General features: G+C 59.9%; 20 protein-coding genes, 2 pseudogenes and 1 other annotated feature. Of the genes and pseudogenes, 4 read left to right on the top strand and 18 right to left on the bottom strand.

Annotated features, from left to right (window positions below; all coding sequences use genetic code 11):
• Window positions 1–234: 234 nt before the first annotated feature.
• The 9 genes and pseudogenes from lgt to CMN27_RS09220 form a co-directional block, all read right to left on the bottom strand.
• Window positions 235–1,089 (bottom strand): prolipoprotein diacylglyceryl transferase, encoded by an 855-nt coding sequence (gene lgt / locus CMN27_RS09255; protein ID WP_293625802.1) that lies wholly within the window; start codon window positions 1,087–1,089, stop codon window positions 235–237.
• A 52-nt stretch (window positions 1,090–1,141) separates the two neighbouring features.
• Entirely contained in the window at window positions 1,142–1,393 is a 252-nt protein-coding gene (locus CMN27_RS09250) for a hypothetical protein (RefSeq protein ID WP_293625800.1), read from the bottom strand.
• A 163-nt stretch (window positions 1,394–1,556) separates the two neighbouring features.
• Complete coding sequence (locus tag CMN27_RS09245) at window positions 1,557–2,192, bottom strand: peroxiredoxin (protein ID WP_293625799.1); 636 nt, start codon at window positions 2,190–2,192, stop codon at window positions 1,557–1,559.
• Window positions 2,193–2,261: 69 nt separating this feature from the next.
• A complete protein-coding gene (locus CMN27_RS09240) occupies window positions 2,262–2,552 on the bottom strand; it encodes a hypothetical protein (RefSeq protein WP_293625798.1) in 291 nt (96 codons plus the stop codon).
• Window positions 2,553–2,555: 3 nt separating this feature from the next.
• Window positions 2,556–2,885 (bottom strand): hypothetical protein, encoded by a 330-nt coding sequence (locus CMN27_RS09235; RefSeq protein WP_293625797.1) that lies wholly within the window; start codon window positions 2,883–2,885, stop codon window positions 2,556–2,558.
• 33 nt (window positions 2,886–2,918) lie between these two features.
• Window positions 2,919–3,359 (bottom strand): DUF411 domain-containing protein, encoded by a 441-nt coding sequence (locus CMN27_RS09230; protein WP_293625796.1) that lies wholly within the window; start codon window positions 3,357–3,359, stop codon window positions 2,919–2,921.
• Window positions 3,360–4,246: 887 nt separating this feature from the next.
• On the bottom strand, window positions 4,247–6,670 hold the full coding sequence (locus tag CMN27_RS09225) for a cation-translocating P-type ATPase (RefSeq protein WP_293625795.1): 2,424 nt from the start codon (window positions 6,668–6,670) through the stop codon (window positions 4,247–4,249).
• A pseudogene (locus tag CMN27_RS17435) lies at window positions 6,667–6,932 on the bottom strand (GDCCVxC domain-containing (seleno)protein). The gene CMN27_RS09225 and the pseudogene CMN27_RS17435 overlap by 4 nt, the downstream one beginning before the upstream one ends.
• 68 nt (window positions 6,933–7,000) lie before the next feature.
• The gene (locus CMN27_RS09220) at window positions 7,001–7,648 is read right to left on the bottom strand and encodes a cytochrome c biogenesis protein CcdA (protein ID WP_293625794.1); all 648 of its coding nucleotides are present in this window, start codon (window positions 7,646–7,648) and stop codon (window positions 7,001–7,003) included.
• A gap of 71 nt (window positions 7,649–7,719) precedes the next feature.
• Here CMN27_RS09220 and CMN27_RS09215 point away from each other — a divergent pair.
• Window positions 7,720–8,939 (top strand): IS3 family transposase gene (locus CMN27_RS09215; RefSeq protein ID WP_293625792.1). Its coding sequence is split into 2 segments (ribosomal slippage): window positions 7,720–8,005 and window positions 8,005–8,939, totalling 1,221 coding nucleotides; the frame shifts between segments, so codons are not numbered across the junction.
• Window positions 7,998–8,114, top strand: a sequence feature (AL1L pseudoknot). It overlaps the preceding gene by 117 nt.
• Window position 8,940: 1 nt before the next feature.
• Here CMN27_RS09215 and CMN27_RS09210 read toward each other — a convergent pair.
• From CMN27_RS09210 to CMN27_RS09185, 6 genes are all read right to left on the bottom strand, one after another.
• Entirely contained in the window at window positions 8,941–9,183 is a 243-nt protein-coding gene (locus CMN27_RS09210) for a heavy-metal-associated domain-containing protein (protein ID WP_293625791.1), read from the bottom strand.
• Between the two features lie 131 nt (window positions 9,184–9,314).
• Window positions 9,315–9,701 (bottom strand): MerR family DNA-binding protein, encoded by a 387-nt coding sequence (locus CMN27_RS09205; protein WP_293626045.1) that lies wholly within the window; start codon window positions 9,699–9,701, stop codon window positions 9,315–9,317.
• A 259-nt stretch (window positions 9,702–9,960) separates the two neighbouring features.
• Window positions 9,961–10,323, bottom strand: coding sequence for a hypothetical protein (locus CMN27_RS09200; protein WP_293625790.1), 363 nt, complete (start codon window positions 10,321–10,323; stop codon window positions 9,961–9,963).
• A gap of 1,280 nt (window positions 10,324–11,603) precedes the next feature.
• Window positions 11,604–11,804, bottom strand: a complete 201-nt coding sequence (locus CMN27_RS09195) for a heavy-metal-associated domain-containing protein (RefSeq protein ID WP_293625789.1) — start codon at window positions 11,802–11,804, stop codon at window positions 11,604–11,606.
• Window positions 11,805–11,947: 143 nt separating this feature from the next.
• Window positions 11,948–12,637, bottom strand: a complete 690-nt coding sequence (locus CMN27_RS09190; RefSeq protein WP_293625788.1) for a class I SAM-dependent methyltransferase — start codon at window positions 12,635–12,637, stop codon at window positions 11,948–11,950.
• A 17-nt stretch (window positions 12,638–12,654) separates the two neighbouring features.
• Window positions 12,655–13,122, bottom strand: coding sequence for a nuclear transport factor 2 family protein (locus tag CMN27_RS09185; protein ID WP_293625787.1), 468 nt, complete (start codon window positions 13,120–13,122; stop codon window positions 12,655–12,657).
• A gap of 1,093 nt (window positions 13,123–14,215) precedes the next feature.
• On the opposite strand from CMN27_RS09185, the gene CMN27_RS09180 reads away from it, so the two are divergent.
• The 3 genes from CMN27_RS09180 to cueR all read left to right on the top strand — a co-directional run bounded on the left by CMN27_RS09180 (window position 14,216) and on the right by cueR (window position 18,262).
• On the top strand, window positions 14,216–16,771 hold the full coding sequence (locus CMN27_RS09180) for a heavy metal translocating P-type ATPase (RefSeq protein ID WP_293625786.1): 2,556 nt from the start codon (window positions 14,216–14,218) through the stop codon (window positions 16,769–16,771).
• Window positions 16,772–16,874: 103 nt separating this feature from the next.
• Window positions 16,875–17,807, top strand: a complete 933-nt coding sequence (locus tag CMN27_RS09175; protein ID WP_293625785.1) for an FAD-binding oxidoreductase — start codon at window positions 16,875–16,877, stop codon at window positions 17,805–17,807.
• A gap of 32 nt (window positions 17,808–17,839) precedes the next feature.
• Window positions 17,840–18,262, top strand: coding sequence for a Cu(I)-responsive transcriptional regulator (gene cueR / locus CMN27_RS09170; protein ID WP_293625784.1), 423 nt, complete (start codon window positions 17,840–17,842; stop codon window positions 18,260–18,262).
• A gap of 201 nt (window positions 18,263–18,463) precedes the next feature.
• Here cueR and CMN27_RS09165 read toward each other — a convergent pair.
• From CMN27_RS09165 to CMN27_RS09155, 3 genes and pseudogenes are all read right to left on the bottom strand, one after another.
• Window positions 18,464–18,735: pseudogene (locus CMN27_RS09165) on the bottom strand (leucyl aminopeptidase); the annotation flags it as partial.
• A gap of 612 nt (window positions 18,736–19,347) precedes the next feature.
• A complete protein-coding gene (gene cydB, locus CMN27_RS09160) occupies window positions 19,348–20,355 on the bottom strand; it encodes a cytochrome d ubiquinol oxidase subunit II (RefSeq protein WP_293625783.1) in 1,008 nt (335 codons plus the stop codon).
• Complete coding sequence (locus CMN27_RS09155) at window positions 20,352–21,746, bottom strand: cytochrome ubiquinol oxidase subunit I (RefSeq protein WP_293626043.1); 1,395 nt, start codon at window positions 21,744–21,746, stop codon at window positions 20,352–20,354. The genes cydB and CMN27_RS09155 overlap by 4 nt, the downstream gene beginning before the upstream one ends.
• Window positions 21,747–21,777 lie beyond the last annotated feature (31 nt).

Raw genomic sequence — 21,777 nt, 5'->3', positions numbered from 1 at the left:
CACCGTGCCCGATTGGGCGCTCAGCCGAAAGTCGACGTCAAACGGACCCTGTTCAACGTTAGGATGGGCCGACGCAGGCACGTCGCTGCCTGCGATCGTTTCATTGTCGCAGCCGGCAAGCAAGAACGTGGGTGATAGAGCCGAAACGCCTGCGAGGCCGCCGATACGGCCGAGAAGCCTTCGGCGTGATTGATCGATACGCTTCATGCGATTCCTCATCGGTCGCGGTTTCGGCTATTCATCATGATGTGTCGTGCTGACTTGGCCGATACCCCGAGGGCTAGAAACTGGCATGTGGTGCGAATCGCGTCTGGGTCGCAAATAAGGCAGTGAAATCAGGATCAGACCTGCAACGATCATTGGCGCTGAATAGACCTGTCCGAGCGTCATCCAGCCGAACGCCACGAAGCCCGCAAACGGATCCGGCTGCCGGAAGAACTCGCTGAAGAACCGAAAACAGCCATAACCCAGTAGGAACGCGCCTGAGATCGCCATGCGCGGGCGTGGCTTGCGCGCAACTATCCAAAGAATGACGAACAGCGCCAGCCCCTCAAGAGACGCCTCGTAAAGCTCCGACGGGTGACGCGGCAACCTGTCGACGTACGGATAAATCATCGCCCACGGCACATCTGTGACGCGTCCGTACAGCTCGCCGTTGATGAAGTTGCCGATGCGCCCAAAGAACAGCCCAATGGGCACGATCGGTGCGATGAAGTCAGTAACATCGAAGAAATGCTTTTGGGTACGCCAAGCGAACCAGCCAGACGCAACAAACACGCCGAGCATGCCGCCGTGGAACGACATGCCGCCGTCCCAGACATAGAGCACATGTAGCGGATGGACGAAAAAATAGCCTGGCTGATAAAACAACGCATAACCGAGGCGACCGCCCAGCACGACGCCGAGCACAACATAAACTAGGAAGTCACCGACCTCTTCGCTTGACCAGTTTATATGCGCCATTTTCGTTCGGCGAACAGCCAAAGCCCAGCCGACGTGAAAGCTCAGCAGATACATCAGGCCGTACCAGTGCACTTCCAGAGGCCCGATGGAAAACGCGACCGGATTTATCGACGGGTTTATAAACATGGGAAGTGGCCATTCAATGATTCACTGCGGCAAATAACAAAGGACTTCCGGTCTAATTGCGTGTGCTGCGCAGGTATTTCACAAGTGACAGGGTAGCGAGCACGAGCATCACGAAGATGAGCAGTAGGAAGAGCAACCCGAAAATCATCATGGGTCCGCCCATCATGCTGCACTGCATCATTGAGCCGCTGCTCATCATTCCACCCTCACCCATTCGGCCGGGGCCGGACTGTTGCGCTGCACTCGCGATGTTGAAGAAGAAAACCGCTAGCAGCATTGACGAAAAAGTCGCGAATATTTTCACAATTCTGTCTCCTGGCAACCACCGCTAATATCTAGCCAATTACCGGGCCACGCGCGCGTTTGCGTAGTTTCTTTGCGCATATTGCGGGTTGCATCCGACAGGCTGATAAAGCCCCGAACACGGCGAATCGTGCGTATCCGGGGCAGCGAGGTGGGCTAGCCGCTTACTTGTTCGGCTGCTTGGTCATGCGCAGGTAGGGCTTGAGCTCGTTCCAGCCGTCCGGGAAGTGCTTTTCGGCTTCCTCGTTGGACAGCGCGGGCGAGACGATCACGTCGTCGCCGTCCTGCCAGTTCGCCGGCGTGGTGACCTTGTAGTTGTCGGTCAGCTGCAGCGAATCGATCACGCGCAGGATCTCGTTGAAGTTGCGGCCCGCGCTCTTCGGGTAGGTCAGCGTCATGCGGATCTTCTTGTTCGGATCGATGACGAAGACGCTGCGCACCGTGGAGGTGTCGCCCGCGTTCGGGTGGATCATGTCGTAAAGTTCCGCGACTTGGCGGTTGGAATCGCCGATGATCGGAAAATTCACGGCCTGACCCTGAGTCTCCTCGATATCCGATGACCAGCGCTTGTGGTCCGCCACCGAATCCACCGACACCACGATGGCTTTCACGTTGCGCTTGGCGAACTTTTCCTTGAGGCCGCCGACGGCACCCAACTCGGTGGTGCACACCGGCGTGAAATCGGCCGGATGTGACATCAGCATGCCCCAGCCGTCCCCCAGCCATTCGTGGAAATCGATCTCGCCATCAGTGGTATCAGCGGTGAAATTCGGTGCGGTATCGCCTAGGCGTAGGCTCATTTTCGTACTCCTGTTCGATGAAGAAGAGGCCGGCGACCTCACAGCGGATGGCCGCCGGCGTGTTGGTGTTTAGCCCTTCTCGGCCGAGCCGTCCGGGCCGTCCATGTTCTCCATTTTGCTCTGCATCATCTTGTTGCAGGTTTCCATCATGTCGTTCATCTGACCCATCATTTTCATCATGGGCATGCCGCCATCCCCCATCATGCCCATGCCATGGCCCTTGCCGTCCTGGCCTTGCATCATGTGCCCCATATGGTTCCCGGACGCCGATTGGCTGTCGTCGCTTTGCGCGGCAGCGAATACGGCTGGTACGGCCGCGACCAGGGCGGCGGCGATAATTATTTTTACTTTTGTATGCATGGGTTAGTCCTCTTTGGATTGTGCAGAAGGGGCGCTCGACGGCGCGGTCTGCTCTAAATAACGGGTCTGCTTGTTTGGCTCCTGCCGGGCCGTTGCATCGTCAGTAGGCTTCGGCCGCATGCTCCACATCATCCAGCCCATCATTAGCATGCAGGGCAGGGTGAACAGCAGCGGCGCGATTCCGACAGCCACCACCCAGTTCCAGTTGAATAAGAGGCCGAGCGCCGCGGCGGCGAGGCCGCCCACAAGGATGCTGCGTGGCTCAAGCCATCGTCTGGCCAAATGACGGGAGTCGGATGACGAAGTCGATTCTTCGGAATGACAGCTTTTCATCGTTGTTTACCTCGGTAATTTGTGCACACAGGTTCAATACGTCGTGTAAACGTCTCCATCCAGTGTTTTGATGACGAACGGTTCGCTCTTCTTGCCAGGCATGCCCGGCGAGCCGCTTGGCATCCCCGGCAGCGTAATACCGCGGATATCGGGTTTTTCGCGCAGCAATTTGGCGACGATCGGCTCGGGCACGTGACCGACGACGACGTAGTCGCCGATGAGGGTGGTATGACAGGACGACAACGCTGGTTCTACGTCGTGCTTTCTGTTCAGGGCCGCCATATCGTCGGTGTCGAGCACTTCCACGTCATACCCCTTGTTACCGAGATAGTCGGCGTACTGCTCACAGCACATGCAGCCGGGGTTGTGGTAGAGGCGGGCCGTTACAGGCGCTGCTATAGCCACGCCGGTCGAGACAAAAAGGACAAGCATAAGCGTCAGGCGCGCCATGCTCGCTTTGCGTGATTGGATCATGGGATAACTCCACGGGATCTAGAGAGCCGGAGAGCCGTTTGGCGCGCATACGACAGAATGGGTTGGTCGCATGACGCGCCAGAACAGACCGCAGGAGCGCGGAATGTACAGGCTCAGCCGAGATTCGTGACGCCCTCAGGCGTCGATCAGATCAAACGTGGAAAGCTCGAGGCGGGAAAGGGTCGGGCCCTTCGAGTTGGCGCCCCAGATGCGTTTCGATATGAAACGTGGGGAACGCAGATGGCTGAGGTGTAACCCCAGCAGGATCATGCCCGACATCAGCCATCATGCCGCAGATGGCGATTGCGCAAGTAGAAGTCGCTGCTGTGGAATGCTGCGAATTGGTGGTGTCAGCCTTACACAACGTGCAGTCACTTGCCGCAGCCTCAGCCGGCATTGTCCACGCCATAACTGCTGGACTGGCCAGCACGCTGGTGAATACCAGCATCACGATCAGCACGTGGAGCAAGTGGACTTTCACAATGCGAATATAAGCCACACTTCTTCCGCAAACAATACCCGGAGTGGGGTACGGGGTCATTATTTTTTGCGACGAGCGGCGCGAGCAATACGGCGTCTATTGGAAATGGCCCGACCCTCGTACATGTAACTCATGGCTTCGATCCTTTTATGTGGCCGGTTTCCAGATGTGTGCAGTCAAAGCTCGCCTGGGTGATCAAAGCTTGGATCGGGCGATCCAGATGACAGTCGCCGCTAAGCCCGTGATCAGCGCGACCAGCCGATACCAACCTGCAGAACTCCGCGCCTTGCGCGCCCGACACCAACCGCCGTCGATAGAAGGTCAGTTAGCGGTTGCGCATAGCTATATGACAAAGCCCGGTTAATATTACGTTTTTATAGAGACCCATTACTGAGTTCAGATGTCGCTAAGCGTCTACGCTCGCAACGGCATCGAAGAACATTGCCGGCCGCTGCCAAAGCGAATTGACGAAGATCGCGGTTACACTGGCAGCCATGGCCACCATGGCCCAGACTGGATAGATCAAGCCCGTGGCGGCCAATGGAATGCCGATGCCATTGAACAAAAAGGCCAAGCTCACGTTCTGCAGCATTTTGCGATAACCCCACCGGCTTATTTCCCAGGCGGTGATCACTGCCCCGAGCTGACCGTTCAAAATGATGATATCAGCCGCATCGATGGCGATGTCGGTGCCTGAGCCCATGGCGATACCGATATCGGCCTGCATGAGCGCCGGTGCATCGTTGATGCCATCGCCGACCATCGCAAGACGTGCGTTGCGCTGCATGGCGCGTAAGCGCTCGGCCTTCTGATCGGGGAGGACCCCTGCATACACGTCGTCGATGCCGGCGCGCTGGCCGATATGCCGTGCGGTTCGTTCATTGTCGCCCGTAAGCATCGCAGTGCGAATGCCCACGCCATGCAGCCGGGCTATGGTATCGACAGTATCGGCGCGCAACGCGTCACCGAGCGCGATTGCACCAAGCAACCGATCGCCGCGGGCTACGACGACCACTGTGTGGCCCTGTTGTTCGGCAGCGTCGATACGTTCCTGCAAAACGTCCAAGGCAATCCCGGCGCTGCTTAGAAAGGCCGGGCTGCCGACTCGCACGGACTCGCCGTCAACCCACGCCGTCACACCGCGGCCGGACTCGGCGTGGAAGTCCTCGACGTCCGGAAAATCCAGCCCACGTTCGAGCGCGGCCTCCACGACTGCCCGGCCCAGCGGATGCTCCGAGGCAGCTTCCACCGCAGCGGCGAAGGCCAGCAGGGTGTCGTCATTGCCGTTGATGCCGTGAATCGAACGCACTGCCGGCCGGCCTTCGGTTAGGGTGCCGGTCTTGTCGAACACCACGGTATCGATCTTGCGCAAGGCCTGGAAGGCCTCCCCGGTACGCATCAAGACACCCTTGTCTGCGGCCTCACCGGCGCCACGCACGATCGACAGGGGCGCAGATATGCCGACCGCGCAGGGGTAGCCCATTACCAGCACTGTGAGTGCTGCGAATATAGCTCGCTGGAGTTCGGCATCGACGCCGAAGGCTAGCGGGCCGAGGATCCAGCCCAGAAACGCGAGTGCGGAAATCATGAGTACCGTAGGCGTATAAACTTGTAGCACCCGATCGACGATATGCAGCAACCCCGGCTTGAGCGCACGGGCGTCTTCCACGCTGGATATCACTTGATGGAGAAAGCTCTCGTCCCCGACTGCAGTAACCCGGATCAGCAAGGTTCCATTATTGTTGATGGCGCCCCCGACGATTTGATCGCCGGCGGCTTTTTCCACGGGCATCGGCTCGCCGGTAATCAACGATTCGTCCACTGCAGAACTGCCGTCGATTACCTCGCCGTCGACCGGAATGCGCTCGCCTGGGCGCACGCGGACCTGCATGTTCGCTTCAACCTGCGTGATCGGTCGCTCTTGCTCGCCATCTTCGGTTACCACTTGTGCGGTTTCCGGCTGCAGATCCAGCAGTCGTTTGACCGACTGCGCGCTACGCGTTTTGACGATCAGCGATAGCCATTCGGAAAACAAATGGTAGGTCAGCACCATCACCGAAACCGCGAAAAACGCTGCGGTCGGATAACCCGGCGGTTGTGTTACCAGCCCTATCGCGCCGCCTATTAAGCCAGCGAAAGCACCGATTTCGACGAGGACGTGCTGATTGAGGATGCCACGGCGCAGCGCCTGAACAGCCATGACCAACATATGCCGGGCCAGCCCGAACATGAGGACGAGTGCGAGCGCCGCGACCAGCATCGGCTCGTAGTCGGCCAGCATGCCGCTCACGCGCAGCGCAAACAGGATCATTCCGCCGGCGGCGAGAACGGCGCTGCCGGCCAGCGCGATCGCGTGGCCGCGGCCTCGCAGCACGGCATAGCCAAAGCCGATCAAACTGATGTAGACCAGCGCTGACAGGCCCAGAGTCCAAGCGCTGGTGGTATCGACGATCAGACCCACCGCAGCCAGACTCAGTGTCAGCGCTGCCAAGAAGCGGTTGCGTTCGAGCGCCAACGCCTGTTCTTGGCGCTCGAAGGGTTCCACCTTGCGCGGGTCACTCAGGGTATAGCCGATCTGCTGGAGGGTGCCCATAAGGGTGGCGGCGTCGGTCTCGCCGCTGTCGTATTCCACGAGCGCCTGCTCGTGGGTCAGGCTAACAGCCACCCGTTGCACGCCGCGCTTGGCCCTCAGCGCTCGCTCGATGGTGCCGGTACACAACGAGCAATGCAGCCCGCCGATGTGGGCGCGTACGCGGCGGATGCCGGAATCACCGGCGGTTTCCTCGCTCCGTGGGTGGAATTGGTCGGATTTTGCGGTTGCCTCGTTCATGGCATCACCTCTTCAGGGAGATGGCGCGGTCCGACGCGTGTTCGTCCCAGCGTGAGCAGTTGCCGGCCTGCCGTACTAGTAAGACAGGGCATCGGTCCGTAAGAGCAGTACACGCAACAGTTATCAGCTCCGGGACGCAGCAATGCACTGCACAGCCGCCGCACTCGTAAAAGTACTGACTGGCGGCGGCTGGCACGGTTTCCTGGGCCTGATGTCCGCAGGCCGGACTAACCAACGAGGTTTCCAGAATCACGGTATGCATATGCGCTTCACGGGCGATTTTCGTGTCGAAATGAGGGCCGTATCGATGGGCGCTCGCAACACACGTCCTTACAACGCCAGTCCGATAGACCAGACCCCGAGCAGAACGAGCACTGCGCCCGTGATGCGGGGCATCCGTGCAGCGAATCGCGCGATCGTATTCAACAACCGACGTCCACGTCGGGTGAGCACCGCGAGCACAAGCGGGCTGGACAACGCGAGTCCAAAGATGAACAGGGACACGCCGCCATAGGCTATTCCGCCCCCGGAGGCGACTTGAGCTGCGGCGCCGCCGATTAAGACTGCGAGCAACGGGGCAGCACAAGCAGGGATATTGAAGCCGAACAACACGCCGAGCGCGGCGCCACTGGATGTCGTCGGTACGCGCGGCAGCAGTCGGTCGCTTTGGCGGGTAAGCCACGGCGTACCGCCAGCCAAGTAAGTTAGCCCTAGTAGGAAGTAAAGGCTACCTAGAGCCATCCATAAGCCGTGCTGAAAGGCTACTAGTTGCGCGCCGATCGTCGCCGCGAGTACGCCGAGTCCAGCCATTAACGCGGCACGTACCAGAGCGAATAGGAGTGTTTGATACAGCTGTTCGCGGACTGGTAGCCGATCTAAATACTTTAAAAAAAGGAGATGGCTTCCAACCGAGCAGGGCTCTACGAAGCCAAGCAGGCCCAAGCTCGCAGCGAGTGCGAGAAATGACAGGTCTGCCATCGCTTATGACGTCGAGGATATTGAATCGCCCCGGGTTCGTCGGAGGCTCCAACTCTTGAGAAACTGGAGCCATGAAACAGAGCAAACGTTATTCCCCGGAAGTCCGTCATCGCGCGATCCGGATGGTCTTCGATCATCAGGGCGAGTACGCCTCGCAGTGGGCCGCAATCGGCTCGATCGCCGGCAAGTTCGGCTGCACACCTGAGACGCTGCGCCATTGGGTTCGCCAGGCCGAACGTGATCGCGGTCTGCGCGATGGCCAGACCACCGAAGAGCGCGAGCGCGTCAAGGCGCTCGAGCGCGAGAATCGCGAGCTCAAGCGTGCCAACGAGATCCTGCGCAAGGCATCCGCATATTTTGCCCAGGCGGAGCTCGACCGCCGAGGCAAGTGATGATCGATTTCATCGATGATCACCGCAACGTCTACGGTGTCGGGCCGATCTGCACGGTGTTGCCGATCGCATCGTCGACGTACCACGACGCCAAATTGAGACAAGCGAATCCGGAGCGCCGATCCGCTCGCCAACAGCGCGACGCCCGAATGCGTGAGGCGATTCAGCAGACCTGGGAGGCCAACAAGTGCGTTTACGGGGCGCGCAAGGTCTGGCGCCAGCTACAGCGAGACCAATGGCAGGTCGCCCGCTGCACGGTCGAGCGTCTGATGCAGGATATGGGCCTACAGGGCGTCACCCGCGGGTGTGCGCCTCGCACGACGCGCGCTGACCCGCGCCAGGCCGTCCCCGAGGATCACGTCCGTCGGGACTTCACGGCGGATGCGCCCAACCAGCTCTGGGTGGCGGATTTCACGTACGTTGCGACGTGGCGCGGCTTTGTCTACGTCGCCTTTGTCATCGACGCGTACGCCCGACGCATCGTCGGCTGGCGTGCATCGAGCGCGCCCAACACGAGTCTCGTACTCGATGCGCTCGAGCAAGCCATCCATGATCGGCAACCCGCCAAGGGCCTGATTCAACATACCGACCGCGGTGTCCAATATCTGTCGATTCGCTACAGCGAGCGGCTGACTGAGGTCGGCATCAAGCCCTCGGTCGGGCGCGTTGGTAGCTCGTATGACAACGCCCTGGCCGAGACCGTAATCGGGCTGTTCAAGACGGAAGTCATCCGCCGGATGGGCCCGTGGCGTCATCTCGAAGCGGTCGAGTTCGCAACACTGGACTGGATCGACTGGTTCAATCAGCAGCGCCTGTTCGGGCCGATCGGCGATATCCCGCCGGCCGAGGCTGAAGAAGACTTCTATGCCACACTTTCCGAGTCCGCCAAAGCGGCGTGACTCAAAACCACGAGCCTCCGGTAATCCCGGGGTGATTCAATATGGCGGTGTAGCCAGCTTTTCGTATGGCCTCCACAATGGCATCGGAGGATGATTCCGCTGCGTCGTGTGCCACGCGCGCCTCGTGTACTTCTAATGAAACCGAGCAGCCTCTGACGCCGGGTTGCTGCTCGATAACGGTCTTCACAATTTGCACACAACCATCGCAATGCATGCCAATGATGTTAAGCGTAGTGGTTTGCATAGGCGGCTCCTTGTCTTTGGCCCTCAGCCTGTTGTGGGCTGTGCATAGAGAACCATTGCGAAAGAGCGTAGGACCTGGAGTTGACTCCAGGTCAAGAATTATTTAGCGCCTCAAAATTATTGTTATTGGGATTACTTGGTCGGAGCGTCGAACCGATCAATTATTGGGCAACCCTGATCGCTGGCTTCGCATCGTTGCAATAGGTTTCCGAGTTCCTGTTGAAGCAGATTCAACTCGGCTATCCGAGCTTGGACATCCCTTAGTTTTTGCTGGGTCAAACGCGCAACCTCAGGCCGGGCAGCGTCGCGGCAGCTTCGTGATTCGAGCAAGACCCTGATTTCGTCTAGAGAGAAATCACAGCGTTGGGCGCGTTGGATGAAACGCAGACGCCGCAGGTCTCGCGCTGCAAAATGTCGTCGTCCTTGACTATCCCGTGCAACAGGGGGTAGCAGACCAATTTTTTCGTAATAGCGCAGCGTGTCGACAGACATGCCGAGTATGCGTGCGGTTTTGCCAATGGTGGAGATAGGAATACCCCTTATTGATCAGAGGCGACCCAACGAACGCGCCGCCTATATGTGTTCACAGGATGGGAGGGTGATGCTTCCGGTCTAGATTTTCGGGTTTTGACAGAAATCAAGACTGAATTCTGAACGCACTGGGGATGTCCGCCTTAACCCGACAGCTGGTGTGCGATGCGCGAGAAGGTAGAGAAGGGGGCGGGCAAAAGCCGCCCCCTTTTATTAAGCGACCTTATAGGTGTCTCAATACCTAGAGTCAGTCGCGATTATGAGGCCCGGCGTGAATATGCGCCTGCGGATCAGTGTGATCCTGGCCTTCGAGGCTTTTCTTTTGTGATTCACTTGAAGAGCCTTTATTCACCGTGTGCCCACTTTTGGTGGAGTGGTCGATCACGTCATAGTCGTCGGCACTTCTAGGACCGGAGCTTGTCGAGCGTGGAGGATTACTTGTCTTAGCCTCGCTATTGATCGCTGAAGCGCCGTGTGATTTCCCAGAAGCTGCAGAGCTACTCGATTCAGTTTCATGCCCTGGGCTAGCGTTGGCTGAAGCAAATATCGAGCTACCCAGGACTAGAGAGGCAGCAATAAACACGCGCGATTTGGCTTTTGAGATACGCATAATTCTGATTCCTATGATCTATACAGACTATCGGCTGGAACGTAACGTGCGTTGGCCAGCCTGGATAGCTTTGGGCCACGAACTACGTTCATAGGAGCGCGGGTGCGACGCGAGCGCAAGGCCCAATCAGGTTTAAATAGAACCTTAACTGGCCTCAGCGTGTAGTCGCTGTAACTACATTGAGATTAGGGTGCCGCGGCGGGAGGGCGATATGGCGGTGATGTAAATCCGCTGCCAACCTCGGCCCGATAAAGGGCAGCGAGGCTTTGCGACGAGTAATAGTTTGTTTTAAATAAGAAGCTGCTAACGCCTATCGCGCTGGCTGCGCAATGGCCTACAGATGCGCACTTGTGGTGCTTGTGGCTCTCACTACTGCCATGAAGCTCCTCATTGGTAGCATGTAGCGTGCTTGACGAGGTTCGATCGGTTGTGAGTTGCGCATGAGTCCCGGCGAACTGAGTCGAAGCAGGTGGCGGCGTGAGTCCGCTAGCCTGAGCGGCAAATGTGACCAGTAGAATAGATATAGCGAACAGGACGCGCATGCCGTTAAAACTAGAGTCGATCACGCGAAAGATCAAGAGCTTGATGATATGGGGGAAGTGCCTTCGTTTGCCACTCCGCAAGCAGCCGACCTGATTAGATACTAAGCGTAGCTCATCAGGCACTGCGCGCTATGTAGTTTTGTAAAGTTGTTGCCAGCATGGGCTCATTCGGCCCGAATGCGTCGCCGGGGCGAAATGCAGTCCGTTGTTGGGAATCCCTCATTTCTACTGATGCTGCAGGCTGCCGAACCAGCCTGATCTTCTACGAGACCACGATTCGGAGGACATTGCGCCCGCTCGACTTCATGCGAGCGTGTTTTCGTGGCTTGGATTGGCCCGCTGCATCGGCTTCGTGCTCTGGGTCGGTGAACAGGTCTGGCTGACCGATTTCGCTGTATTGCTATTGGGCTTGCTGTTGGCGCGTTGGCTGCCGCCTTTCGAAGCATCCACGAGGATCGACAAATCGCCGGGTTGATCGTTGGGCCTGCGGATGTGTTCACGACGCTGCCTGTGGTCTAAACGCCCGGCGGATGGTAGGGCCGTCACGCATACGGCTCGGATTGATATTGATAACACCATTTGATGGTGGCTCGATCGTCACGTCGGCCATGGCTACGACTAAGCGCTATCTATTCGTTGTGGCGTTGACGTCATCGATTCGTGGAAACGCCGCAAAAAGCTCGCCCCACGTCGGAGGGAAAAACGCCGGGGCGAGACGCCGCGTCAACAGGTCACACGTTAAGCGAGGGGCTCAGCTTCATAACCGGCTGAACCCATAGCCTGACGCAGTTGCTCGTTACTTACGGTACTCTGGATTGCAACCACCTTGCCTGCCAGATCGACGCTCACAGTCGCGTCCGGGTCAGTGTCTTCGATCACGCGAGTGATCGTTCCGACGCAGTGTTCACAGGACATGTCTTCAACTGAAAAACGTTTCATTTGTTACTCCCGATTTACAGACAGGCGTCTAAGGTCTGGGTTCCCACGGTTGGAATGTCAAGTATGTCGCTAGCTTGATGGTCGTACTATGTTCGACCTACGGTCATTTTGCCGCCTACCGTCGGGGATACGCTCTAGCGTGCTCAAGGATCGGAAAGCAACGGTTTTGCGACGAATATAATTGAGGCGGGTCGGTTGTGGCGCGTGTCTATCGGTTCTATCACTTCTTGTAGCTTTAGTTGATGGTCGCGAAACAGGTTTAACCAGTTGGCCAGGGTGCGGAAATACCAAGGTGCACCTTCCAGTGGGTTACGCTCCGGTGCGATTTGGCCGCTCGCGCGCCAGCCGTCCTCGTAGGTTTGGCCGCTCGCACATAGGGCAACCGGGTGCAGTGTTTGCACGATAAAATGGCTCTTCGAGGCCAAAAGAGATCTGGCTGCGGCGAAAACGGTTTCGACTGACGTTTCGCCGAGTAGGGAGAAATTGCAGACGATCACATCCGGCGGACTTGGGCACGTGAAGTTTACGAGCGTCTCGTGCGCTACGATGTGGAATTCTCCGCCGCCAAGTTCTCGGGCATGGCGAATAAGCGTCGGACTAGCATCAGTGCCGGTAACCGTTACGCCAGCGGAGGCGAGCTGGCGCGCCAGCCAGCCCTCGCCACAACCCACATCGAGCACGTGCGCGGGATGATGACGGAGTACGGTGTGTAACACCGCCTGATCCGTGACCAGCCGGCGACTTTCGATCCTGCGCTCACGAACCAGGCGCGACCACCAGTCCGCATGGTCTGACCAAGCATCGATGATGCCATCGTCGCTACGTGCATACATATTTCGACGACGTTCGGCTACAGGCCCAGGTCCGTCAGGCCTGGATGGCCCCCGGGGCGTGGCCCTTGTGGCCAAAGAAAGCGGCGATCGCCGTCTTTGATCGGCACGTCGTTGATGCTGGCCTCGCGGCGGCGCATCAGGCCGTTGTCGTCGAACTCCCACTGTTCGTTGCCGTAGCTGCGAAACCACTGACCCGACGCGTCCTGGCACTCGTACTGGAACCGTACGGCGATGCGGCGCTCGCCGTAGGCCCAGAGCTCCTTGATCAGCCGGTACCCGCGCTCGCGCTCCCATTTCTGTGTCAGAAATCGAACGATGGCCTCGCGGCCGGCGAAAAAATCCGAGCGGTTGTGCCAGACGCTGTCCGGCGTATAGGCCAGGGACACTTTTTCCGGATCGCATGTGTTCCAAGCGTTCTCGGCGGCCCGAACTTTTTTCTTTGCCGCATCCAGGGTGAACGGGGGAATGGGTAGTTTTGTTTCCATGGTAGTCCTCGCTGAGAACGGTGGCGCGGCGCGAGTAGTTGGGTTCTGCTAACGGGCAAACGAGGCCGATATCAATCGTTCACCGCGGGATCTTTCTTTGTCTTTTCACCGTGCTCGAGTTCCTGATGGCGCTGTGGGTTCATGGATGGCACTTGCCGGAGGAATGCCGCAACGCCGCAAACGTCTCTGTCGGTATGCGTGGAACCAGGCCGATCATGGCCGTCCCCTTGATGCCGCTCTTGATGATCCAGAACAGGCCCTTGTCGGTCCACTACATTCGGGACTGCAAGCTTCGGGGCGCAGGGGGCGTTCACCATCCAGGGTCGGTCTTTTTCCTCGAGCCGTGTGGCCGGTCACGCAGGCGCTGTCGTACCCGTGGAACCTTGTGTAGAACGCCGGATCGTCTGAGTCGATACCCTCGGGCTTGGTGACGTCGTTGGCACGCGCGTGCACAAAACTTTCCATCGCTGGAGCGCAGCGACCAGGCGGAGGTCGTCGCTGCGGCTTCGTGACACCCCCGTCGGTCAAACCCGAATCCATGATAGTCAGCCCGTCGACCAACGAAGGCCGACGTTGCCAAAACGCCAGTACAAGTGGTGCATCGCGAAGCCCCGATGATTAGATATTCAGTGACTCAACGCTACGCGTTACCACCATTGTAAGGTCAAGCGGGTGCCATGGGCTCCGGTCAAAGCGCCAGACACGAGCCGTGATCAGCGACATGCAAGCGTCCGGCACTCGCTGGTGCTTTGACGCGATCTGATGATTCAGACAACTGGGTTACGACTCGCGCTTGGCAACCAGTCGCTGCCAGGGTGTGCGTGCCTCGGGTGCCGATTTAAGCGGCTGCAGCGCCCCAGCGACGATCAGCTTGCACCGAACGTTTAAAAAAACGGTTCGTGATGCTATGCCAGCCAACGCGTCAATGCAGCTGCAGGCCACTGTACGCTCATTCGTGGGACACGCTCGACGAAAACCCTTGAAACCCTCTTGGGTTCGTCTCGAGTACGAAACAAAACCCGGCGCTTGACATTCCAATTGTTGGAAGGTTGAAAATCCGCATACGTACAGTCCCAGTAGCGGAGAAACGACCATGGCATCGACCCAACCGTTGAATGATCGGGATGTGTCGGCCGCGCCCGCAAGCAGTGGCACGCTGAGCATCAGCATTGCCGGCATGAGCTGCGCGTCCTGTGTCGGGCGTGTGGAAAAAGCGCTGCGCGGTGTCGATTACGTCGAGGCCGCGAACGTAAACCTCGCGACCGAGCGCGCCGAGCTCACCTTCTCGTCCGCGCCTGACACCACAGCCATCCAGAACGCTGTGGAGGGTGCCGGTTACACGGTCGTCGACGAGACAACCGAGCTGACGATCGAAGGCATGAGTTGCGCGTCCTGCGTGGCGCGCATCGAAAAAGCGCTGGCTGCCGTGCCGGGGGTGTTGGCAGTGCACGTAAATCTCGCCACCGAGAAAGCGCAGGTGCGCCATGTCGCCGGCCTGGTCGACGCCGATCGACTGACGGGCGCGGTCGCCGATGCCGGCTATGCAGCCCGAGCGGTTGCGGACAGCGCCAGTGGCGATCAACAGGCCCGGGCGCGAACCGAGGAAATCAGCGCGCTCAAGCGCAGCATCCTGCTGGCCGGCGCGGCAACCCTGCCGATCTTCGTGCTCGAGATGGGCGGTCATGTCTTCGTGGGCCTGCACGAATGGCTGATGGCCACACTCGGCCAGCAGAGCAAATTCTATCTGTTCTTCGTGCTCGCGAGTCTGGTGCAGTTCGGCCCGGGTCTGAGATTCTACAAGAAAGGCTGGCCGGCCTTGGTGCGCGGCGGGCCCGACATGAACTCGCTGGTCATGCTGGGCACCAGTGCCGCCTACGGCTACTCGCTGGTCGCGACCTTCCTACCGAGTGTATTGCCCCAGGGCACGGTCAACGTCTACTACGAGGCCTCGGCCATGATCGTGACCCTGATCCTGATCGGGCGCTACATGGAGGCGCTCAGCAAGGGCCGCACCAGCGAGGCGATCAAACGTCTGATGACCTTGCAGGCGAAAACCGCGCGAGTCATTCGTGACGGCGAGCCCGTCGAGGTCGCGCTCGAGGACGTTCAGGTCGACGACATCGTGCAGGTGCGCCCGGGCGAGAGAGTGCCGGTGGACGGTGAGTTGACCGAAGGCACGTCTTACGTCGACGAATCCATGATCACGGGCGAACCGGTGCCGGTGCAGAAGCATTCCGGGGCCGAGGTCGTGGGCGGCACTATCAACAAGACCGGCAGTTTCAGTTTCCGCGCCACCAAGGTTGGCGGTGACACCATGCTGGCGCAGATCATCAAGATGGTGGAAGCCGCGCAGGGCGCCAAGCTGCCGATCCAGGCGCTGGTTGATCGCGTGACGGGCGTGTTCGTGCCGACCGTGCTCGCGGCGGCCGCGTTGACGTTCGCGGTGTGGCTCGCTTTCGGGCCCACGCCCGCGCTGACCTTTGCGCTGGTCAACGCGGTGGCCGTGCTCATCATCGCCTGCCCGTGCGCCATGGGGCTGGCCACGCCGACCTCGATCATGGTTGGCACTGGCCGCGCCGCGGAGATGGGCGTGCTGTTCCGAAAGGGCGAGGCGCTGCAGAGCCTGCGCGATATCGACACCATCGCGCTCGACAAGACCGGCACCCTTACCAAGGGGCGCCCCGAATTGACTGATCTGGTGGCCGCCGACGGCTTCGCACGCGACGACGTGCTGCAAACTGTCGCCGCGGTCGAGGCGCACTCCGAGCATCCGGTAGCCGGGGCGATCGTCGACGCCGCGCGCGCATCCGGCGCATCGCGCCTGAAGGCCGTAAACTTCGAGGCGATCCCCGGATATGGCGTGTCGGCCGCCGTCGACGGCCGAACCGTCGGGATCGGCGCGGACCGTTTCATGCGCCAGCTCGGGCTGGATGTAACCGTCTTCGCCGAGAGTGCGAGCCGTCTGGCCGACGAAGGCAAGACACCGCTTTATGCCGCGATCGACGGCCGCCTGGCGGCGATTATCGCCGTGGCCGATCCGATCAAGGACTCGACGCCGAGCGCCATCGAGGCGCTGCACCGCCTGGGTCTGCGCGTGGCCATGATCACCGGCGACAACCAGCGTACGGCCGAGGCTATCGCCCGGCGGCTGGGGATCGACGAGGTCATTGCCGAGGTGTTGCCCTATGGCAAGGTCAAGGCGGTCAAGCGTCTGCGCGAGGGCGGCCGCCGGCTGGCCTTCGTCGGCGACGGCATCAACGATGCGCCGGCGCTCGCCGAGGCCGATGTCGGCCTGGCTATCGGCACGGGTACCGATGTGGCGATCGAAAGCGCCGACGTGGTGCTGATGTCCGGCGACTTGCGCAACGTGCCCAACGCCATCGGCTTGTCGCGGGCCACCATCCGCAATATCAAGGAGAACTTGTTCTGGGCGTTTGCTTACAACGCCAGCCTGATTCCGGTGGCAGCCGGCCTGCTATACCCGTTCTACGGGCTGCTGCTATCGCCGATCTTCGCGGCAGCCGCGATGGCGCTGTCCAGCGTGTTCGTGCTGGGCAACGCGCTGCGGCTGCGCCGGTTCGCCCCGCTCATGGGCTTGGGAAACGAAACCCCGCAGCATGCGCCCGAAGCCGCCGCCGCGGCACGATAACCGCGATCGATCGGGAGCGATTATCATGTCGAGAACCGTCACCATCCAATCTGCCGACGCCGAAATCACGGTCCCGGCCGGCGACACCATCCTGTGAACGGCTTTGGATGCCGGCATCGATTACCCGCAAGGCCGTCGCTCCGGGCGGTGCGAGGCCTGCAAGCCGCGCTTGATTCCCGGCGATGTGGCACTACTCGAACACACGAAGTTCGCGCCGTCGCCGGAAGAACGGACGAACGGCTTGATTCTGGCCTGCCGGGCACAACGACAAGCCGATGCCTGCGTGGCCTGGTTGGGCGGCGATGACGAGAGCGCCGAACACCCGCGCCAGACACTGCGATGCCGGGTCGCGCAGCTCGAGGACGCAACGCGCGATATCAAGAGCGTCGTTCTTGAGGTGGTCGACGGCCCGCCGCTAGCGTATTCCGCCGGTCAGTATGTTCGGGTCACGTTTCCTGAGGCGCCCACCCGCGATTACTCGATGGCCGCGTGCCCCAACAGCGGCGTGCTGGAATTTCACGTGCGCCGGACCAGCGGCGGGGCGACCAGCCAGCGGGTGGCCATGGCACTCTCGCTGGGCGACGAGGTGACGGTAGACGGCCCGTACGGCGCCTCGTTTCTACGCGAGAAATATGCCGGGCCGATCGTGGTAATCGCCGGCGGCTCGGGCTTGACGCCTATCAAGTCGATCGTGGACACAGCGCTCGTGCGCGGACTGCGCCAGCCGATCCATGTCTATCACGGCGTGCGCACACCGCGGGATATGTATTTCAAAGCACACTTCGAAGCCTTCGGTGAACGCTACGCTAATGTAACCCTTACACCAGTGCTTTCCGAGGCGAGCGGTATGTATGGCTGGCGAACCAGCTGGGTGACGGACGCCATCGGTGAGGACCTGAACGATCTCGACGGCTGGAAAGCCTACGTCGCCGGGCCGCCCGCCATGGTCGACGCGGCGCAAGATACGCTGACGCAGCGCGGCCTGAACGCCGATATGCTTTTTATGCCCGAATCGGAGGCGGCAGTTCGGGCGTAAGCCGTCGCGCCGAGCCACGTTAGGAGGCGACCATGAATATAGGACAAGCCGCGAAAGCCTCGGGCATCTCGGCTAAGATGATCCGCTATTACGAGCGCGTGGGCCTCATTCCAGAGGCCACGCGTACGCACTCTGGTTATCGCGTTTACACGGAAAAAGATGTTTATACCTTGAGATTCATCCAGAAAGCGCGGGATCTGGGCTTCTCAGTCGAAAAAATGCATGAACTTCTATCTTTATGGCGCGATCGCGGGCGCACGAGCGCTGACGTTAAAGCCCTAGCCGTAGAGCACATAGAGGCTTTAAAAGAAAAAATTGAGGCATTGCAGGCTATGCACGAAACACTTCGACACCTTGCGGAAAACTGTCAAGGTGATGAACGGCCCGACTGCCCGATAATAGATAATTTATCCGATGGAGTCCGCGCGGACGAGTCGCGCTCTAAGTCATGTTGAGTATGTAGGAAATTTGTCGTTGAAAAGATATGAGCAACTATAGGCTCCGGACGCAGCTGTAAATAGACAGTCAGCGCATTCGTGTAACCGTCGCCTATACGGCACGGAATTCGCGACTAAATTAGGTATCTATCGTCAATGCGTTCTGCGCGATCGACCAGATACTGCACCAGCAGACCCACCGGGCTTCCGGCCGCGCCTTTTCTCGACATAAGTCAGCGCATCGGCCAGGGTCAGACGGCCTTCGGCGTCGGTGTTGAGGATTTCGATCGTCTGACCGGAAATGTTAGTGAGGATATCGCCCGGCTTGTAGGCATTGCCGTCCGGCAGGTTTTCAGTGGAGGGCGCCACGCCGACCACGTTTATCGGCTGCCCAGTTCGGCGGCGGCCTGCACGGCGCCGAACACGCTGGCAGCGCCGCCCATGTCGTATTTCATCTCGTCCATGGCCGCGCCCGGCTTGAGGCTGACGCCGTCCAGCGCCTCAACTTGCGTTGAAGGCTTGCGCCGATGAAGATACCCACGACCACGCAGCCCACACGCTGCTTTTCCGGGCCGCCGCTTCTGACGAGATATTCCATGGAGTGCTGCGCCGAAACCTCAAAACGCTAGTTTTCGACCTACCCGCCAGACCCGAGCGTGCACAGCGGACCGCTTGGGATATGCGAAAGAACTGAAAACGCGGAGTTTATACAGCCTATAGGCGCGATCAACCTACTTGGCATGGCACCCCATGCATTTTTGAAAGCTATATGTCTCGTGCGTTGTAGGCTTTAGCGACTCTTGATGTTCAAAGGTACCTGCGTTGGTTGACGCCGTAATCAAGATTGGCCTCACTGCGACTAACCACCGCATTATTTTGACTTGCCCGTTATGTCCGAATCCGGCCAATAGCGGACCTAATTAGGTCTCATGAAATAGTAGGCTGGGCCTCCTAGTCTGGCAGTAGTTCTAGTGCTCGAGCACGAAAAAGATCACCTCGCGAAAGACGAAGGCCGCGCTGGCACAGACCAGCAGGCTCGCGACCCCGAGCCCCACGAACCACAGCAGACGGCGTCCGGTTTCGCGCATCGTCTCTCCCGGCAGCTAGTGATAGCCCATATCGCGGGCCACCTTGCCGCGAAAGATCCAATACGACCAGGCCGTATAGAACAGGATGAAGGGCATCAGAAACGCCAGGCCCACGATCAGAAACGTCTGGGTCTCCGGCGGTGAGGCCGCGTTCCAGATGGTCAAATGCGGCGGAATGATATGCGGCCAGAAACTCGCCGCCAGCCCGCCGTAGCCGACCACGAACATCGCCAGCGAGAGCAGAAACGGCCAGTACTCGTGACGTTTGATCACGCTCCAATACAGAAAATAGGAGACCCCGGCCGCCGCGATCGGGAACGGCACAAGCAACAAGGCATGCGGAAAGCCGAACCAGCGCTCGGCATAGTTGCCGTCCAGAAACGGCACATAGATGCTGACCAGCGCCATGAACACGATGACGGCGGTGAGCAACATGCGGCTCCAGCCGTAGGCCCGCTGCTGCAGCAGCCCCGCCGTTTTCATGACCACCCACGTGGCCCCGAGCAGCGCGTAGCCGGCGACCAGTGCGGCCCCGGTAAGCAGACTGAACGGTGACAACCAGTCAAAGGCACCGCCGACATACTGCGCGCCGTCGGCCTCGATGCCTTGCACGATCGCGCCCAGGGTCACGCCCTGACAGAAGGTGGCCACCACCGAGCCGAGAAAGAACGCCGTGTTCCAGCCGAACTTGCGCCGTGCCTTGAATCGGAACTCGAACGCCACGCCGCGAAAGATCAGGGCGATCAGCATGGCCGTCAGCGGCAGATACAGCGCAGGCAGCAGCACCGTATAGGCCGGCGGGAAGGCCGCGAGCAGCGCCACACCGCCCAGCACCAGCCAGGTCTCGTTGCCGTCCCAGATTGGCGCGACCGAGTTCATCATGATGTCGCGCTCGGCCTCGCCGTAGGCTACGCCGGAGAGGATGCCGATACCCAGCACGAAGCCGTCCAGCAGTACGTACATGATCACGCCGAAGCCGATGATGCCGAACCAGATCAGCGGCAGGATTTCGACCAGGCTCATGACTTCTCTCCCACCGGCTCGTTCGGGTACGACAATGGCCGGGCCGAGGTCGCATAGGGATCGGGCACGGGATGCGCGGGCGCCTTTTCGGGCCCGGTACGCACCACGCGCACGATGTAGTAGAGCCCGGCGCCGAAGACAATGCCGTAGACGATCACGAATGTGCTCAGCGTCGCCGCGACACTGGGTGCTGCGACCGGCGACAGCGAATCCGACGTGCGCAGCAGGCCATAGACGGTATAGGGCTGGCGGCCGATCTCGGTGGTGATCCAGCCGGCCAGCACCGCGATGAAGCCCGAGGGAATCATCGCCACCAGATAGCGGTGATAGGCGCGCGCATCGAACAGCCGGCCGCGAAACGCCAGCCACAGGCCTAGCATGCCGGCGATGAGCATGAGAATGCCCAGCCCGACCATTATGCGGAACGAGAAGAAAATCGGCGCGACCGGCGGGCGCTCACTTTCCGGGAAGTCCTTCAAACCGACCAGCTCGCCGTTCCACTCATGAGTCAGAATGAGACTGGCCAGGTTCGGCACCGCGATCTCGTAGTGGTTGGTTTCGTTGGCAGCATCCGGCCAGGCGAACAGCGCCAGCGCCGCGCCCTCTTCGGTCTCCCAGTGGGCTTCCATGGCCGCGATCTTCGCCGGCTGGTATTCCAGCGTCTTCAGGCCGTGAAAATCACCGGCGACGATCTGTAGCGGCGTGACGATCGACACGAACGCCACCCCCATGACCAGCATCACCCGCGAGGCCTCGTGGGCCGTGCCCTTCAACCGATACCAGGCACCGACGCCGAGAATCACGAACGCGGTGGTCAGGTAGGCCGCCAGCACCATATGCACCAGCCGGTACGGAAACGACGGGTTGAACACGATCTTCCACCAGTCCACCGGGTAGAAGATGCCGTCGCGCAGTTCGTAACCGTCGGGCGTGTGCATCCAGGAGTTCGCGGAAAGAATCCAGAACGCCGAAAGCATGGTGCCGATCGCGACCATGGCCGTGGCGAAGAAATGCAGCCTGGGGCCGACCTTGTTCCAGCCGAACAGCATGATGCCGAGGAAGGTCGCCTCCAGGAAAAAGGCGGTGAGCACCTCGTAGGAGAACAGCGGCCCGAGCACCGGCGCCGTGGCTTCCGCGAACACCGACCAGTTGGTGCCGAACTGGAAGCTCATCACGATGCCGGAGACCACGCCCATGCCGAACGACACGGCGAAGATCTTCACCCAGAACTGGTAGAGCCGACGAAAGACATCGCGGCCGGTGAACAGGTGCATGCCCTCGCACATCGCCAGCCAGCTCGCCAGACCGATGGTGAATGCGGGAAACAGGATATGAAACGACACCACGAACGCGAACTGTATTCGCGACAGGATTTCCGGATCGAGAGCCATGCTTTTCACCTAGGAAGCTGCTTATCGAATT

The organism is Salinisphaera sp., from assembly GCF_002729955.1.
Lineage (GTDB): Bacteria > Pseudomonadota > Gammaproteobacteria > Nevskiales > Salinisphaeraceae > Salinisphaera.
This window is presented reverse-complemented; position numbering and strand designations above follow the sequence as displayed.